This is a genomic window from Methyloceanibacter stevinii, assembly GCF_001723355.1.
GTDB classification, from domain to species: domain Bacteria; phylum Pseudomonadota; class Alphaproteobacteria; order Rhizobiales; family Methyloligellaceae; genus Methyloceanibacter; species Methyloceanibacter stevinii.
The window spans coordinates 130,846-146,658 of the sequence record NZ_LPWE01000011.1; the positions used below are offsets into that span (position 1 = coordinate 130,846).

Annotated in this window: 19 protein-coding genes and 3 pseudogenes; 6 read left to right on the plus strand and 16 right to left on the minus strand. The window is 64.3% G+C overall.

The window, feature by feature from the left end:
* Positions 1-7 precede the first annotated feature (7 nt).
* The 3 genes from AUC70_RS07360 to AUC70_RS07370 form a co-directional block, all read right to left on the minus strand.
* Positions 8-496, minus strand: coding sequence for a hypothetical protein (locus AUC70_RS07360; RefSeq protein WP_069444266.1), 489 nt, complete (start codon positions 494-496; stop codon positions 8-10).
* 112 nt (positions 497-608) lie between these two features.
* On the minus strand, positions 609-1,037 hold the full coding sequence (locus AUC70_RS07365; protein WP_069444267.1) for an SET domain-containing protein: 429 nt from the start codon (positions 1,035-1,037) through the stop codon (positions 609-611).
* 10 nt (positions 1,038-1,047) lie between these two features.
* Positions 1,048-1,593 (minus strand): SET domain-containing protein, encoded by a 546-nt coding sequence (locus AUC70_RS07370; protein ID WP_069444268.1) that lies wholly within the window; start codon positions 1,591-1,593, stop codon positions 1,048-1,050.
* A gap of 134 nt (positions 1,594-1,727) precedes the next feature.
* Between AUC70_RS07370 and AUC70_RS07375 the strand changes: the two genes are divergently transcribed.
* Together AUC70_RS07375 and AUC70_RS07380 are read left to right on the plus strand one after the other, a co-directional pair.
* Positions 1,728-2,474: a TlyA family RNA methyltransferase gene (locus AUC70_RS07375; RefSeq protein WP_280138233.1), complete on the plus strand. Its 747-nt coding sequence runs from the start codon at positions 1,728-1,730 to the stop codon at positions 2,472-2,474.
* Positions 2,464-3,689, plus strand: a pseudogene (locus AUC70_RS07380) (class I SAM-dependent RNA methyltransferase). Before AUC70_RS07375 ends, AUC70_RS07380 begins: the two are co-directional and overlap by 11 nt.
* Positions 3,690-3,707: 18 nt before the next feature.
* Here the strand turns inward: AUC70_RS07380 and AUC70_RS18575 are convergent.
* The 6 genes and pseudogenes from AUC70_RS18575 to aroC form a co-directional block, all read right to left on the minus strand.
* A pseudogene (locus tag AUC70_RS18575) lies at positions 3,708-4,246 on the minus strand (Sir2 family NAD-dependent protein deacetylase).
* Positions 4,137-4,412: a Sir2 family NAD-dependent protein deacetylase gene (locus AUC70_RS18580; protein WP_342022000.1), complete on the minus strand. Its 276-nt coding sequence runs from the start codon at positions 4,410-4,412 to the stop codon at positions 4,137-4,139. The pseudogene AUC70_RS18575 and the gene AUC70_RS18580 overlap by 110 nt, the downstream one beginning before the upstream one ends.
* Positions 4,402-4,716 carry a DUF4166 domain-containing protein gene (locus AUC70_RS17105; protein ID WP_069444269.1) on the minus strand — a complete coding sequence of 105 codons (315 nt, stop codon included), beginning with the start codon at positions 4,714-4,716 and terminating at the stop codon, positions 4,402-4,404. Before AUC70_RS17105 ends, AUC70_RS18580 begins: the two co-directional genes overlap by 11 nt.
* A gap of 14 nt (positions 4,717-4,730) precedes the next feature.
* Positions 4,731-4,946: pseudogene (locus tag AUC70_RS18810) on the minus strand (saccharopine dehydrogenase); the annotation flags it as partial.
* Entirely contained in the window at positions 4,946-5,455 is a 510-nt protein-coding gene (locus AUC70_RS07395; protein ID WP_244505541.1) for a thiol-disulfide oxidoreductase DCC family protein, read from the minus strand. The pseudogene AUC70_RS18810 and the gene AUC70_RS07395, both read right to left, overlap by 1 nt.
* Positions 5,428-6,573: a chorismate synthase gene (gene aroC / locus AUC70_RS07400; RefSeq protein WP_069444612.1), complete on the minus strand. Its 1,146-nt coding sequence runs from the start codon at positions 6,571-6,573 to the stop codon at positions 5,428-5,430. The genes AUC70_RS07395 and aroC overlap by 28 nt, the downstream gene beginning before the upstream one ends.
* Before the next feature lie 202 nt (positions 6,574-6,775).
* Between aroC and AUC70_RS17930 the strand changes: the two genes are divergently transcribed.
* The gene (locus AUC70_RS17930; RefSeq protein ID WP_244505542.1) at positions 6,776-7,219 is read left to right on the plus strand and encodes a C40 family peptidase; all 444 of its coding nucleotides are present in this window, start codon (positions 6,776-6,778) and stop codon (positions 7,217-7,219) included.
* Between the two features lie 27 nt (positions 7,220-7,246).
* Here the strand turns inward: AUC70_RS17930 and fabI are convergent, their stop codons facing one another.
* The 3 genes from fabI to AUC70_RS07420 all read right to left on the minus strand — a co-directional run bounded on the left by fabI (position 7,247) and on the right by AUC70_RS07420 (position 8,772).
* The gene (gene fabI, locus AUC70_RS07410; protein WP_069444270.1) at positions 7,247-8,065 is read right to left on the minus strand and encodes an enoyl-ACP reductase FabI; all 819 of its coding nucleotides are present in this window, start codon (positions 8,063-8,065) and stop codon (positions 7,247-7,249) included.
* A gap of 114 nt (positions 8,066-8,179) precedes the next feature.
* Positions 8,180-8,368 (minus strand): hypothetical protein, encoded by a 189-nt coding sequence (locus AUC70_RS07415; RefSeq protein ID WP_069444271.1) that lies wholly within the window; start codon positions 8,366-8,368, stop codon positions 8,180-8,182.
* Between the two features lie 8 nt (positions 8,369-8,376).
* Positions 8,377-8,772: an RT0821/Lpp0805 family surface protein gene (locus AUC70_RS07420; RefSeq protein WP_206599328.1), complete on the minus strand. Its 396-nt coding sequence runs from the start codon at positions 8,770-8,772 to the stop codon at positions 8,377-8,379.
* 210 nt (positions 8,773-8,982) lie between these two features.
* On the opposite strand from AUC70_RS07420, the gene pdxH reads away from it, so the two are divergent.
* Both pdxH and AUC70_RS07430 read left to right on the plus strand, forming a co-directional pair.
* A complete protein-coding gene (gene pdxH, locus AUC70_RS07425) occupies positions 8,983-9,588 on the plus strand; it encodes a pyridoxamine 5'-phosphate oxidase (RefSeq protein WP_069444273.1) in 606 nt (201 codons plus the stop codon).
* A 50-nt stretch (positions 9,589-9,638) separates the two neighbouring features.
* Positions 9,639-10,556: a DUF1499 domain-containing protein gene (locus AUC70_RS07430; RefSeq protein WP_069444274.1), complete on the plus strand. Its 918-nt coding sequence runs from the start codon at positions 9,639-9,641 to the stop codon at positions 10,554-10,556.
* Here AUC70_RS07430 and AUC70_RS07435 read toward each other — a convergent pair.
* The 4 genes from AUC70_RS07435 to AUC70_RS18815 all read right to left on the minus strand — a co-directional run bounded on the left by AUC70_RS07435 (position 10,504) and on the right by AUC70_RS18815 (position 14,620).
* Positions 10,504-11,439, minus strand: a complete 936-nt coding sequence (locus AUC70_RS07435) for an MBL fold metallo-hydrolase (protein ID WP_069444275.1) — start codon at positions 11,437-11,439, stop codon at positions 10,504-10,506. The genes AUC70_RS07430 and AUC70_RS07435 overlap by 53 nt on opposite strands.
* A 247-nt stretch (positions 11,440-11,686) precedes the next feature.
* On the minus strand, positions 11,687-13,483 hold the full coding sequence (locus tag AUC70_RS07440) for a TonB-dependent receptor (RefSeq protein ID WP_069444276.1): 1,797 nt from the start codon (positions 13,481-13,483) through the stop codon (positions 11,687-11,689).
* Complete coding sequence (locus AUC70_RS16740) at positions 13,480-13,773, minus strand: TonB-dependent receptor plug domain-containing protein (RefSeq protein WP_158007394.1); 294 nt, start codon at positions 13,771-13,773, stop codon at positions 13,480-13,482. Before AUC70_RS16740 ends, AUC70_RS07440 begins: the two co-directional genes overlap by 4 nt.
* Positions 13,774-14,245: 472 nt before the next feature.
* Positions 14,246-14,620, minus strand: coding sequence for a DUF2946 family protein (locus tag AUC70_RS18815; protein WP_141702014.1), 375 nt, complete (start codon positions 14,618-14,620; stop codon positions 14,246-14,248).
* 344 nt (positions 14,621-14,964) lie between these two features.
* Here AUC70_RS18815 and AUC70_RS07455 point away from each other — a divergent pair, with 344 nt between their 5' ends.
* A complete protein-coding gene (locus AUC70_RS07455; RefSeq protein ID WP_069444279.1) occupies positions 14,965-15,771 on the plus strand; it encodes a hypothetical protein in 807 nt (268 codons plus the stop codon).
* Positions 15,772-15,813: the final 42 nt, after the last annotated feature.

Sequence of the window (15,813 nt, forward strand, 5' to 3'; positions counted from 1 at the left end):
AGCAGTCCTAGTCTAGCGAACAGTTCTTGGCGAACTCCGCGACGGTCTCGGCCCGGCCCGCATCCGACAGCTCGACAGCGTTCGCGCCTGACTTCATGGTGACCGGCCCCTTCTCTTCGAGAACCTTGAGAATGGGCTTCACGGCAATGTCGCCGGCCTCTCCGTAGATGATGCCCGTGCCGTCCTCGGCGGCCGTCTCGCCGGCCACCGGCGCCGTCTTGTCGCCGGCGCTGAATTCGATGGTGAGCGCTTCGCCCGTCTCCTCCTGCGGAAAATCCATGTGAACGGACAGGACCGCGATCCCGACGCCGTTCAGGCAGGACAGAAGAAAGGGCGCATTCTCCCGCTCATCGAGGGGTCCGTAACGCAGCGTGATGAAGCTGCCGTTCGTCTTCGCGCGCCAAATGTTGGCGGCATGGGCAGACGTCACCGGAAGAGCGATTGCGCCTGCGAGAAGCACGAGGGACAGAAAAATCGGCAGGGATCTGAACGGCATGGAAGGCTCCAGCGCGAGATTGGGTGGCTCTGGCTTAGTCGAGCCGGGAAGATTTGGCAATGTCGTCCTCCCGGCGCGCAGATCGCCTATCGCCCTCGGGCGCACTGCGATCCTAGATCACGGGCGGCCCGAGCGCCGGCAATTCCGTGGGGTCCGTGAACGCCACCGTTCCGAAATCCACAAAGGCGGGGTCGAACTCCCGATAGTTGCAGGTGATTTCGTCGCCCCGTGCGATGTCCGTCAACGCGATGCCCCGGTCGAACAGGCGGAAGTCCGTGTTCGGCGTGGGGCTGTGGTTCATGTACTTGCCGTTGTCGACGTCGATCACGCGGAAGCCGGGCCTGTCGAGGTGGGGATAGCCATACCGGGCGATGTGGCTTTGCATCGGCGGCGGCAGCGCACCGAGCTCCGTGTCGTCGACCAGAACGTCGAATTTCGGATTGTACTGCCAGATGATCGTGCCGCGCGGCACGAATTCATCCGCGAAGACCCCAAGCCCCTCGATTGAACTCGGAGCCACAAAGGTGCTGATGAGCAGCATGGCGTGTGTCCTAGACCAGTTCGGCCTTTGCGCATTTCAGCGCATCGATCCGCCGCTGGAGATATGGAGAGAAGTGTCCCGAATAGCGCTCCCACAGCGCGGGGTTGCGCCAGTCGTTTCCGGTCACGCGGCCACGGCACGTCGCCGCGCCGCAAGAGCACGGAAACTCGTCGTAGGGCGAGCCGTCGCACATGGCATAGTCGATCGTCACCTCTTCGCCGGGAAGGATGCACCGCAACGCCACCAGGCTGATCTGGCCGCTCAGTCCCGCGTTTGGGTCGCAGGAATGATTGATGAAGTCGGGCGGATCGTCCGGGGCGAGCGAGACCAGGTAAAGATCGTCCTCGACCTGGACCGTATGGCTTCGGACCTCGGCCGGCAGGCCGTCGAGCTCCTCAGTGCCGACAATGCGGCCGCTCCAGATACCGATCAGTTCACCTGGCTCGATCACGGATCTGGCATAGACGCCAAACCCGCCGGTTACGTCCCGATTTCGAACTTCGCATTTTTCAGTTAGGTAGGCCGTCTTTTCTCGGCTGAGAGAATCTTGGCTCAATCAGGTCTTGCCTCACGAAGCATCCGCGTCTCAAACCTAATGTGGCGCGGGCGAAATGCGATGCGGCTGCCGTTTTACGGGCCGAGCCGCGCGCGAGGACTCTCGTCGCGACGCAGAGCATATGAGAATGCAAATTGGGCAGCTACAGAAAAAAACGCATCGACCAGCGCTTGGTGGACGAGGGGATGGCGCCCTCGCGCGCGCAGGCCGCTGACCTCATCCGGCGGGGCTGTGTCCTGGTCGACGGCGCGATCGCGGCCAAGCCGGGAGCGACCGTCGCGGACGACGCGGCGCTGGCGCTGGTTCCCGGTACGGACGCCCACGTGTCCCGTGGAGCGCTGAAGCTCGCGGCGGCGCTGGAGGCCTTCGACCTCTCCCCCGAGGGGCGTATCGCGCTAGATGTCGGGGCGTCCACGGGTGGCTTCACCGAAGTCCTGCTCGCCCGTGGCGCGGCGAAGGTCTACGCCGTCGATGTGGGCCGCGATCAACTGCATGCAAGCCTGCGAGCCGACCCGCGCGTGGTCTCTCTCGAGGCCACCGATGCGCGCACGATCGACGCGACCCTTGTCCCCGAGGCGGTCACGGCCATCACCGCCGATGTCAGCTTCATCAGTCTCACCCAGGCGCTGCCTGCCGCGCTTCGCCGCGCCGCTCCCGGCGCCTGGCTGGCCGCGCTGGTGAAGCCGCAATTCGAGGCGGGACGCGACGCGGTCGGCAAGGGCGGTCTTGTGCGCGACGATGCCGACCGGCAGCGCGCCATCGCGCGCGTGCAGGAGTTTCTGGCGGTGGAGGGCTGGCCCGTGCTCGGCGTGATCCCATCGCCCATCGCCGGCGGCAGCGGCAATGTGGAGTATTTGATCGGGGCACGGAATGACCGTTGACCTGACCATCGACCGGCTGGGTGCCCAGGGCGACGGCATTGCCGAAACGGCGGACGGACCCGTCTTCGTGCCTTTCACGCTCCCCGGCGAGCGCATCCGCGCCGAGATGCGCCGGACGGAAAGCATGCGGACTGTGTCGCCATTCTTGATCCCAGCCCGGACCGTGTCGAGCCGGTCTGCCCGCATTTCGGCCTGTGTGGCGGCTGCGCCCTGCAGCACCTCGATACGCCAAGCTATCTGGCCTGGAAGAGAGAACTTGTCGTCACCGCCTTGCAGTCGCGCGGGCTCGACGTGCCGGTCGAGCCGACGCGTGCCGTCCCGCTCGGTAGCCGGCGGCGGGCCACGTTGAGCTTGGAACGGCGGGGCAAGGATGTCGTGCTCGGCTATCGCCCCGCACGGTCTCACGACACGATCGAGATTGACACCTGCCCGATCCTCTCCCCCAGGATCGTCTCGGTCCTCCCGGCTCTCAAGGCGCTGTTGGCGCCTTTGCTGGGCCGCGCGCGGGAGGCGCGCATCGCCGTCACCGAAACCGAGACGGGGCTCGATGTGGCGATTGAGGGCGTGCAGCCCCCGGAGACGGCACTTGGAAAGCTGGCGGCCGCCGCAGAGGCGCAAGGCATTGCGCGCCTCACCGCGGGTTCGGAGATCGTCATGCTTACCCCGCCCATGCTGCAGCTCGGCCGCGCGCAGGTGCGCCTGCCGTCAGGCAGCTTTCTACAAGCCTCGCCTGCGGCGGAAGCGGAGATGGTGGCGCTGGTCCGCGACGGTGTCGGCAAGGCGAAACGGGTGGCGGATCTGTTTTGCGGACTGGGGACGTTCTCGTTCGCACTCGCCGAGCGCGCCACGGTCGACGGCTACGAGTCGAACGCCGAGGCGCTCGCCGCACTGGGCGACGCCGTCCGGCACACGCCCAAGCTCAAGCCGATGCGTGGTATCCGGCGAGATCTGTTTCGCGATCCGTTGGGTTGGCAGGAGCTGAAGCCGTACGATGCGGTCGTCTTCGATCCGCCGCGCGCGGGTGCGTCCGCCCAGGCCGAGCAGCTGGCGAAGGCGAAGGTGAAGCGTCTCGTCGCCGTGTCGTGCAATCCCGGTACCTTGGCCCGAGACCTACGGTTCCTTGTGGACGGCGGTTACAGGATCACCCGCGTGGTGCCAATCGACCAATTTCTCTATTCGAGCCACGTGGAGGTGGTCGCGCATCTCGAACGGTGAGGGTTCGCGCCCGGCGGGTTACGTGTCGTCTTGCAGAAGAGTGTCGACGTAGGCCGGGACGATCTCCGTCGCCGGGCCGTAACGGGTCTCGGCGAACAGGCTCGCGCCATCGGACGGCTCGAGATTGAGTTCGACGGTATGGGCACCCGCGCGATGGGCCTCGGCGACGAATCCCGCCGCGGGATAGACCGTGCCGCTGGTCCCGATGGAGACGAACAGATCGCACGCGCCGAGCGCCGCATAGATGCGCTCCATATCGCGGGGCATCTCGCCGAACCACACCACGTCCGGCCGCATATAGCCGGACTCGCTGCAGGCGGGGCAGTCCGTCGCGAGCGAGAGGTCTTCGGTCCAGGGCGACTCGCACCGCAAGCCGCGCACAGGGCGCGAACAAGTTCGCCATGCATATGGATTAGTGATGAGCAGCCGGCATCCTCATGCAGCGGGTCAATATTCTGTGTCACGGTCAGAACCTTGCCGCCATGTTCGCGCTCGAGTTTGGCGAGGGCGAAATGCGCCGCGTTGGGGCGGACATCCGCGAGCCACCTCCGGCGCATGTTGTAGAGTCGTGGACCTTGGTGGGATTGCGCGCGAAGCTTCGGGCGTCGCCAACTCTTCGACATTGTACGTGTCCCACAGGCCGTCCTTGCCCCGGAACGTGCCCAGCCCGCTCTCGGCGGAGAGGCCCGCGCCGGTCAGGACGACAATTCTCTCAAAGCTCATGATCTACCCGCGTTTCGAGACGTCCGTCGTAGCGTAGCAGCAAGCGGCCCCAAAGGTGCATCGCGACATCGAACAGATACAGATCGCCGTCGGCGCTCTCGCGAATATCCAGTCTTGGCCAGAAGAGTTTCGGCAATGGGATGCCGGCAAGCCGCACGTCTTCAGTGATCTGCTGCACGCCCTGCGCGTCGGGGAGCAGCCGCAGGCGGACTGTGACGCCGCCAAGAGTCTCTTCGATCGTACCGGGGCCGAGCCCGCCACGAGGCGGGACGTCATCGCATGCGCGCCAAACCGCCGCCGCCAAATCTCCCCGTCGCCCGCCGGTGTCATTTCGATCGTCAGGCGCACACGGTCGGCCGGCGGCGGAAATCGCAAGCTCGTGCGAACAATATGTGCGAGCAGGGAGCGGCCCATTTCGACGGTGGCTTCGCCGTGCCAGATCGCGCCGTCGCCGACGTCATGCACCGCAAGAACAGCCGCTGGGACCCGCTCCACATCCTTGCCCAGCACCCGGTGAAACAGGGGCGGCTGCATCAGCCGATCAACCTCTGGGTGATGCCGGCATCGCGCTGCGCCGGACAGGTCTCATAGCGCCCGAAGAGTGCGTACCGGTTTCGGGCGATGCGCTCGTAGAGCCAGTTGCGCAACGGACGCGGCAGGAGAAGGATGGCGCGCACGCAAGGCCAGGCGCCGCCGAGTTGGCTCACGATCTGAACGAAGGCCTCCATGCGCCCATAGGCACGGCCATCCTGTATGAGCAGGTTGGTCTCGTAGTTCACGTCGTCGAGGCCATAGTGGCGGAACAGGGCACCACCCAGGGCAGACTGCGCCTCGGCGAAGCGGAAGCGCTTATCGGAGTCGCGCTTCGCGACGAACCGCGCGAAGTCGTTGCATAAGACGCAGACGCCGTCGAACACGATGAGCTGCAAGTCGTCGGGAAAGCCGGGAACCGCAGGATCGTCGCGGTAGGAATAGGGCGCGTAGGCATCGAGCCCTGCCAAGCGCCCCGTGCCGGTCACGACGACGAGTCGGTCGGAAGCCAATCCAAATTCGCGTCGATGTCCTGCGCGGCGTCCTGGCCGGTCTGGCCGCGATGACGCAGATAGTGGTCCGCCAACACGATGGCGACCATGGCCTCGCCGATCGGCACGGCGCGAATGCCGACGCACGGATCGTGGCGCCCTTTGGTGACGACCTCGGTGTTGTTGCCGTCTTTGTCGATGGTGTTCCGTGGCTGGAGGATCGACGAGGTGGGCTTGACTGCGAAACGCGCGACCACGGGCTGGCCCGTTGAGATGCCGCCGAGGATTCCGCCCGCATGATTGGACAGGAAGGTCGGCCAGCCCGGCGGTCCGTTGCGTATCTCGTCGGCGTTCTCCTCGCCGGACAAGGCCGCCGCCTCAAAGCCGGACCCGATCTCCACGCCCTTCACGGCATTGATGCTCATGAGCCCGGAGCAGATGTCCTGGTCGAGCTTGGCGTAGAGCGGCGCGCCGAGGCCGACCGGCACGCCGTCCGCCACGATCTCGATGACGGCGCCGGTGGACGACCCGGACTTGCGCACCTCGTCGAGGAAATCGGCCCAAATCTCCGCGGCCTTGGGATCGGGACAGAAGAACGGGTTCTCGTTCACTGCGTCCCAGTTCCAATTGGCGCGATCGATCTTGTGAGGACCCACCTGAACCAAGGCGCCGCGCACGCGTAATCCCGGCACGACCTTCCGCGCCACCGCGCCGGCTGCCACACGGGTCGCGGTCTCGCGCGCCGACGCACGGCCCGAACCGCGGTAGTCCCGCACCCCGTATTTTTCGGCATAGGTATAGTCGGCGTGGCCGGGGCGGAACTTGTCCTTGATGTCCCCGTAATCCTTCGAGCGCGCATCGACGTTCTTGATCTGGAGCGCGATGGGCGTCCCCGTCGTGACCTGTTCGCCCTCGTCGTTCGCGAATACGCCGGACAGGATCTCGACCGTGTCCGGCTCTTTCCGCTGGGTCGTGTATTTCGATTGGCCCGGCCGGCGCTTGTCCAGGTAGCTCTGGATCTCGGCCTCCGTGATCGGGATGCCGGGGGGGCAGCCGTCGACGACGCAGCCGATCGCGGGCCCGTGGCTCTCGCCCCAGGTCGTGATGCGGAAAAGATGGCCGAAACTGTTATGCGACATGGCCTTTCTGTACTCGCTTCTCGCCGAAGCGTCCATCGGGCAACGTCGTTCAGGTCATGAAATTGACGCGCACGGGCCACGCGGTGAGCCCGCTTTCGTCTTAATTTTCCTTAGCTTGCGCCTCGTGCGGTTTCTCGCGCCGGCCAGCTCGATCCTTCGCTGGCCGCACCCTCCCAAGACACAATAGTAAAAGGAGTCGCCGATGCGTGCGGTGCATGCACGTCTGTTGACGTTGACTGTCGTCTTTCTGTCGAGCGCGATGACGCTCTCGCCTGCCTCTTCGATGCCGTTGAACTTCTCGATGACCGCGTCCGGCAGCGCCCCATCCAAATCAATCGTGAAGCGGGCCAATGCGGCCACAGCGGCCCGGCACGGCGTGGGACCGCGCCCCGCGCGCTGGTGCGGCTGGTACATGCGCACCCAGCTCGGGGGCGGCCCGGAATACAATCTCGCGCGCAATTGGGCCAAACGCGGCCGGCCGCTGAACGGTCCGCGCGTCGGCGCCGTGGTCGTCTGGTCGCATCACGTCGGCCTGATCACAGGCCGCACCAAGGATGGCCAATGGATCGTCCGGTCCGGCAATGACGGGGGCCGCGTGCGCGAACGTCCGCGCTCGGTCGCCGGCGCCGTTTTCCGCAAGGTCTAGTCGGGGTAGGGCGGGCGTCGTCCCGCCCTAATCCCTCGCCACGGAGATGTCCGGGGCGTCCTCGTTCTTCATGCCGACCACGTGGTAGCCCGCATCGATGTGCAGGACTTCACCTGTGACACCGGCGGAAAGATCGGACAGAAGGTAGAGTCCGCCGCCGCCCACGTCCTCGATGGTGACGGTCCGGCGCAGCGGCGAGTTGTACTCGTTCCACTTCAGAATGTAGCGGAAGTCCGAAATGCCCGAGGCGGCCAGCGTCTTGATCGGACCGGCCGAGATCGCGTTCACGCGGATATTGTTCTTGCCGAGATCGGCGGCGAGATATTGCACGCTCGTTTCCAGCGCAGCCTTGGCGACGCCCATCACGTTGTAATGGGGCATGACCTTCTCGGCGCCGTAATAGGTGAGGGTCACGATCGAGCCGCCATTCGTCATCAGCGGCTCGGCCCGCTTAGCCATGGCTGTCAGCGAGAAGCAGGAGACATTCATTGTCTTGGCGAAGTTCTCTTCGGTCGTGTCGACGTAGCGGCCGTCGAGCTGATCCTTGTCCGAAAAGGCGACAGCGTGGACGATGAAGTCGAGGCTGCCCCATTCCTTCTCGACGGCCGCGAAGACGGCGTCCATCGATGCGGTGTCGGTGACGTCGCAGGGGAGGACGAGCTTCGCGCCAACCTCGGCGGCGAGCGGCTCGACGCGCTTCTTCAAGGCATCGCCCTGGTAGGTCAGCGCGACTTCGGCACCTTGGCCGGCGACTGCCTTGGTGATGCCCCAAGCGATCGAGCGATTGTTGGCGACACCGAAAACGATGCCACGCTTGCCCGCCATGAGATTTCCGCCTTCCGCCATAAGCCCTCCTTCAGACTAATCTGGGGGCCTCTTATACACCGGGCTGGCCTCGCCGAAAGGGCTTTCGCCGATTCGGCAGGACCAGCCCGGTGCTAACGGGCGGGGGGCGAAGTCTTAGGTGTGGTCGCGCTTTACCGGCACGAGCGGGGAGAGCGTCTCTCCGGCATCCGCGGGAACGTCACGGTCCCGCACGACGATTGCGGACCGCAGCGGGGTGAAGCGAGCGCCCGCTTTTGGCGTTTCCTTGATCGCTTCGGCGCGAAGCGGCGTGGTGGCTTCGGTAACGGCGTAACTCTCGGACATAAAACCCTCTATCCGGCGATGGCCCAGTGGCCGTCTGGCGACCGGCAGGCAACGCCTTCGATCTCGTTTTCCTTGCCGCTGCGGCTCAACGAATAGAGAACCGTGCGGCACAAGCGGCCGTGCTCGTCCCGGAACACGGAGAGGGGTTTGATCCGGCCCGCAAGTTTGGTGGCTTGCCGCCGCCATACGAGGGTCGCCCCGTCGCCAAGCTCCGTGAGGGCCATTTGCAGGGCCCGAAGCGCGACTTCCCTATCTGAACGATCAAGAGTGGTTTTAAGTTCCGTGAGCGGGCTATTCGGCTCCACTACGGTTTCCGGCGTCACGGTCTTGAAGACCGGCACCACGACATGTGCCCCGCGATCCTCTGCCTTGAGAGGAATGAGGGCGGGGAGCAATACACACAACACGAGAGCCCCCGCCCCCTTGATAGGGGCGTTCCAATGGAACGTACGCATAACAAACCGTCCCCAAATACTGACGCGGATACTGAAATCCCCCCGCGCCCACTATCAACACGACCGATCCTGGCCTATCAGGGTGAGGAAAACGTAAATGCCCGTATCGTGCTGGGAAGTTTTTTCGACGGCGCGGCTGGGCGGAGTGACTGGCAAAATATGATGGACAATCAAGACTTCACGGCCGCAAACGACCCTTTCGCCCTGTTCCAGACTTGGCTCACGGAGGCAGAAAAAACCGAACCGGCCGATCCTGAGGCGATGGCCTTGGCCACGGCGGACGCGGACGGGCTGCCGAATGTCCGCATGATTCTCTTGAAGGGCGCCGACGAGCGCGGCTTCGTCTTTTACACGAACCGCGGCAGCGCGAAGGGCGGCGAACTCGCCGCCAACCCCAAGGCGGCGCTTCTTTTCTATTGGAAGAGCCTCGGCCGGCAGATCCGCGTGGCGGCGGTCGAGCCTACGACAGAGGCTGAAGCGGACGCCTATTTCGCGACCCGTCATCCGCAAAGCCGCATCGGCGCCTGGGCATCCCAACAATCACGGCCCTTGGAGAGCCGCGCGGTCTTGGAAGAGGCGGTGGCGCGTTATACGGACGAATTTGACGGACGCGAGGTTACGCGGCCAGACTATTGGCGTGGCTATCGCGTCCGGCCGGTCGAGATCGAGTTCTGGCAGAACGGGGAGTACCGGCTGCACGACCGGGTCGTATTCCGCCGGGCTGCGCTTGACGGCGCCTGGACAAAAACGCGCCTCAATCCGTGAGCCGAATTGTGCTATCGCAGCAAGCCGGATGCGCATGAGGACGACATAACGTGACCGCGGAAGACACAATCGAACGCTTTGCCACCGCGCGCTACGTGGTGAAGGAAGCGCACGAAGCCCGCTGGGCCCGCCGGATCGCCGTGTTCTTCCTGCAGCTTCTGATCCTCACGGCCATCCTGCACCGCTTTTTCGAACTGAGCACGCCGGCGGCCATCAATCTTATCGCCGTGTGCATCGTTGGCCTCGGGTTGGCGGTTTTGATCGCGGTCGTTTCTTTGATCCGCATCTGGTTCGGCGGCCAGACCGGTGCGACCAACGACTTCGCGGCGATCATCGTCGGCCTGATCGGACTCGCACTGCCGGCCTATTTCCTGTCGCAGGCGTTTCTCCTGCCGGAACTCACCGACATCCAGACATCGCCGGAGGATCCGCTGCAGTACACGGTGCTTCTGGAACAGCGGCCGCGCGACGCCAATCCCCTCGGAAACCCATCGGCCGAGCAGGTGCAGCTCCAGGCGGAGGCGTACGAGGATATCGGTCCGATCACCGTGGACCGGCCCGCGGGCGCCGTTTTCACCGTCGTCAACGAGGCGGTAAAGCAGCTCGGCTGGACCGTGGTCGTCAACGAGGCGCCAGGGGAGAGCGGCGTCGGCCGCATCGAAGCGACCGACACGTCGCTGATCATGGGCTTCACCGACGATCTGGTGGTGCGCGTAAAGGGCGACGACACGTCCGCGGTCGTCGACATCCGGTCCGCCTCGCGCTACGGCCGCAGCGACCTCGGCGCCAACGCGGAGCGCATCAGGGCCTTCGAGGACGAGGTCAACACCGCCCTTGAGAAGGGTGAGACGACGGTTCTCGAACAGACCGCCGCAGAGCCCGAGGAAGAGCCCGTCGCGGCGCCGGCGAAACAGGTCAAGAAGAAGAAGCGTCGGAGCCGGAAGCGGCGCGTATATAGAAGGCGCTAAGCCCTTCGGTCGCACCCTCGGCCGTGACGATGCCGCGTTCTTTCAAGAATTCCAGATGCGCCAGCACCGACAGCGCGGCGGCGACCTTCAGGTTCGCATCGAGTCCGCCATACAGCCGCGCCACGATGCGGGGGATCGTGTTCACGCCCTCATCGACGCAGGCGAGGATCGTCTGTTCGCGCCACAAACGGTGAGTCATGTACGCCCGCACGACGCGGCGCGGGGTTTCGATGCGGCCGCCGTGGCCCGGGAAAAAGACCTTGTCGTGCCGTTGCGCCAGGCGCTGAAGCGAGCCGAGGAAGTCCGCCATGCTGCCTTCGGGGGGCGCGATGACTGTCGTATTCCACCCCATCACATGATCGCCGGTGAAGACGGTGCGCTCCCCGATCAGGGCGAAGCACAAATGGTCGGGCGCGTGTCCGGGCATATGCAGCACGTCCAGGGCGAAGCCGCGGCCCTTGATCGTGTCGCCATCCGCGACGGGCGTGTCCGGTTTGAATGCTGCGTCGACGAAGCCGTCGCCAAGTCCCGGCGCGACCGCGCCGCGCGTGGTCCCGGTGGGACCGTAAGCGACGATCTCGCCACCGAGCCGCTGCTGCAAGGGCAGGGCGCCGTCGCAGTGGTCCCGGTGACTGTGCGTGATGAGGATATGGCTGATGCGCTGGCCGCGCGTGGCGCGCGCGATGGCGTCGAGATGGGCCTCGTCCGTGGGGCCCGGATCGATGACCGCAACCTCGTCGGTGCCGACAAGATAGGTGTTTGTGCCGAGAAACGTGTACGGGCCCGGATTGTTGGCCACAATGCGCCGAACGCCGGGGGCGATGTCTTCGGCCACGCCATAGTCGACGTCGGCGTTTCGATTGAATGCGAGCTCGGCTGACATGAATTGGGTACTGATTGATGTTTCGGTGCGAACCAGCGGGGGCAACCGCAGGGGAGCCGGACGATAGCAGAACGGCCCACGGGCCGCGCCCCCTTATAGGCCGGCCAAGCTCACACCGGTTCTTGCGCAAAATATGACTGAATTCCGGCGCTTTGCCGCAGTCTGGCCGTGATGAGAGGCGCCCGCGGCGGGTGTCCGACGCGGGCGCTTTCGAGTCTTGCCTAGGAGTCTTGCCTCGGACTCTTGCCTAGAACTTCATGTTGGCCGCGACGTAGAACGACCGGCCCTGGCCCGGAAGCGCGATGCCCCACGGAACGCCGTCGGCCGCCATGGTTGCCCCCTGTCCGAGATAGAGCCCGCCGAGCGGCAGGTCGTAGAACTCGTCGAACAGGTTCTCGACGCCGACATCGACACGGAAGTTGTTCCACGCGTAGGAGCTACGGATGTTCCAGAGCGTATAGGCTCCGGTCTCCACCTCGTTGTGGACCTGCGAGACTTTTGTTTTTGCCCCGACCATTTCCGCTTCGATCGTGTTGGTCCAGCGGCCGAGTGTCTGCTCGAGCGCCACGGTCCCGTTGATCGGCATGATGTGGTAGAGGTCGTCGTCGGTCACGGTGTTCACCCCATCGACATAGGCCGCAAGTCCACGCACCGTGAACGAACCGAACGGCGTGTTCTCCGCCAGGAGCATGTGTCCAGAGACGTTGACGCCGTACATGTGCGCATCCTGGTTGACGAACTGAAGGTAGACGAAGCCCTCTGTCGCCGTCAGGCTGTCGATAACCGCCTGCGAAGCGCCGCAGACAGACGTCGGACAGCGGCGCACGTCGATGTAGTTCGAAATGTACGTGTAGTACGGCGTAACGGCCAGTCGGTTCTTGCCGTTGGCATCGTGCCAGTCGGCAGTAGCGCTGAACGTATGCGCATCCTCCGGGTCGAGGTCGAGATTGCCGATATAGTAGTTGCCGTCACCGAACCACCCGATCATTTCCATGGCCATCGTGACGTTCGACCAAGAGTAACGCTCGTAGAGATTGGGCGAGCGGCTCTTCTTCGAATAGCCGAACGAATAGGTCTTGGTTTCGTCCGGCGTATAGATGGCCTCCGCCGTCACGTCCCAGTTCTGGTCGGTGCGCTCGCGGTCGGCGTCGTTGAACGTGGTCGCAGGGAACAGGGGCGGGGCGTTGTACATGGCGTTGTAGCCTTGCACCCGGCCGGTATCCGTCTGAACCGTGTCGCTGCGCACGCCGAGCTCGGTGGTCCATTGCGGGTTCCACTGCGCTTCCCACTCGGCAAAGACGTCGTAGCGGTCACGTCGTCCGTCGTTGATGCTGTAGAACGTGTCCGGCGCCATCATGGCCATCGTCATGGGCGGAAGGTTGCGCGGCGACGGCGGCCACTTATCGCTGTAGTCGAAGTTCTGATACTCGGCGCCGATACGCAGCGTGTCCCGCTCGTTCATCTCGATGCTGGCTTTGAGCTTGACGCCGGTGTCCTGCGCTTCGGTGTTCATCGGCATGCCCGGCGCAACGATCCCCGTCATCATGTTCTGATAGTAGAACTGTTTGTCGTCGCCGAAGTTCATCTCGTGGCGAACGTCCTGGTGATAGACCTGCGCCTCGAAAACACCCCAGTCATAGTCGCCGGTATAGCGAAGGTTGCCGATGATGCTTTCGTTCTCGGTCATGTCCATCCGCTGGTTCGGATAGTTCTGGTACGGGATGTTCTGGATGCCGAGATCGAATTGCAGCAGGTGGTTCTCATTGCGCGCGGCGACGGCGATGTTGTGGTTCTGCGCTTCGTAAGCGGTCGAACCGACTTCATCGGCCGCGAGCCACGGCGCTTTGACCGGACGGTTCGGTACCGACATGAAGGCCGGACCGGCGTCTTTAAAGTTCCCGCCGGCCGAGTAGTTGCCGGACTTCTCGTAGGATCCGGTATAGCTGATCGCCAAATTCTGTACGGCTGCGCTGGCCGCCGCATTACCGCCGAAGGCGTCGCCATTGCTGCGGTAATAGGCGCCGACCTCGGCACTCGTGATCACCCCTTGTCCAGGCGCGGCGAAGACGGGCGGGGCCCGCTCCACCAGAATGCGCCGCCGATGCTGTCGCCGCCGACGCTGACGGGCACCACGTTGGAGTACACGTCGATGCTGCCGATCTGGGACGGCGAGATGTAGGAGAGCGGCGGGTTCATCTGATTTGCGCACGCCGCGATCAGGCTCATGCCGTCGATCTGTGAGTTCAGCCGGTCGGCGGCCAGCCCGTTCAGCACGGGAAGGCCCGAGACGCCGCCTGCGCTGTAGATGTCACCGCCCGGCAGGCGGCTCATCATCGAGGCGGTATCGCTGGTCACCGGCCAAGCGGTCGAGACGCTCGGCACGCTGGACGAGATGGCGGCAGGACGGCTGATCGCCGTCGCCTCCTCAAAGCTTGGGCGTGACGGCGCGGCCATCGCGGGCACGGCCGGTGCGCGCGCCGGAGTGCGCGTTGGCGTCGACGCAGGCTTGCGCGCCGTCGCGGTCCCCCTGTTGGACGCCGGCGAGGGCCGGTTTGCCGTCGAGGTCTGGCGTGCCCGCGTGGCCGGCGCCTCGGGCGCTTGGATCACTTCCACAGTGGGGAGAGATTCCGGTTCCCCGGTGCCCGAAGTTTCAGATGCGGTCGTTTCCTGCGCAAGAGCAGGTGCTGCGGTGCAGCCGATTAGGTACGCGCATAGGAGCGCGGCACGGCGATTAGCCGACATGATGATGTCTCCATTCGAACAAGGTGGGTCGCGCCGGCGCACCGGCACGAAGAAACACGCGATGTCAGATGGAGAGTTGAGGAGGGCCGCGGCTTTGCGGCGTCAGCGCGGCGCGGCGCAGACCGAAGGCGTCTTGAACCGGTGCGACACGTTCGGCCACACGGCGGGGCACGATGAAAGAGACAGCGACGCTGGGCGCAGCGGCCATGAAGCTGGCGTAGCCGTGACAGAACGGACAGTTCTTGTCTTTGCTGGTTTGGTCCGTGGGTTCCCCGCCGCCGCGATGGCAGATCGGGACCACGCCGAGTTCCGCTTGGACCAGGACGGTGAGAGTCTGCGAAACGAGGTGGCCAGGGATGAGGCTGGCATAAACAAGTACGCCTAGAAGCCCTAAAGCTCCGGCGACGCGGCGCCAGTTCCCTTTTCTAAATCCCCCCATAGTCCGTTAAGATTGCTGCGTTGGTTTCGGCTGCGACAATGAGGCGATGTGACACAGCGCGCTGTATTTTCTGACCTAAGTCGGTGCTTGGCAGTCTACGTGCCACCTATTCCTCATGCCGTTGCATAGTCAGCCCGGGACTCGTGCCAAGCTGCCTGCGCTCCCCCGCAGCCGCTAGAGGTAGGCCTGGCTGGGGGTCGGTAACCACCACGTCCCGCCAGTGCCCGCCCGGTCTTGCGACCAACATGCTGAATTTCATCAGCCTGTTCGCGTGCACCTACGCCGGAGTATGGTAGAGTTAACGGGTTCCCACGGGAGCCAAGTCAAAGAACGTGGAGGCGTCGATGGTTGGGTTCCGGAGCTATGCGGCGACCGCCGCAAGCGTCGTCATGCTGTCCTTGCCGGCAGCCGCTCAAGATAGCGGCAACCTCGCGCAGGAAGCCCAAAACCCAATCGCTAATCTGATTTCCGTCCCGTTCCAGAACAATACGAACTTCAATGTCGGGCCCTACGACCACGACCAGAACATCCTCAACATCCAGCCAGTCATCCCGTTCGAGCTGAACGAGGACTGGAATCTGGTAACGCGCTGGATCTTGCCGGTCGTGTATCAGCCGGCGGTCTATCAGGGCGACGAAAGCGATTTCGGTCTCGGCAACTTCAATCCGAGCTTCTTCTTCGTCAATCAGGTCAGCCCGACGCTCATGATCGGTGCCGGTCCAACCTTCCTGCTGCCGACGGCAACCGACAGCAGCCTCGGGCCCGAGAAATGGGGCGCGGGGCCGACGGCGGCCATCGTATGGACGCCTGGCAAATGGGTGGTCGGCGCGCTCGTCAACAACATCTGGTCATTCGCCGGAGACTCGAGCGATCCCGACGTGAACGCGTTCCTGTTCCAGTACTTCATCAACTACAACCTGAAGGACGGCTGGTATCTCACCTCCGCGCCGATCATGACCGCCAATTGGGAGGCACCTGCGGACGACCAGTGGACGTTGCCGCTCGGCGGCGGCGTGGGCCGCGTGTTCCATGTCGGTTCGCAGCCCGTGAACATGTCGCTCCAGGCCTACGACAATGTCATCACGCCCGAAGGCGGGCCGGACTGGCAGGCGCGTTTCCAGATCCAACTGCTGTTTCCCACGGGAGGATAAACGGACCCCCAAAAAAACAATCGACCGCATATCTGAGGAGGA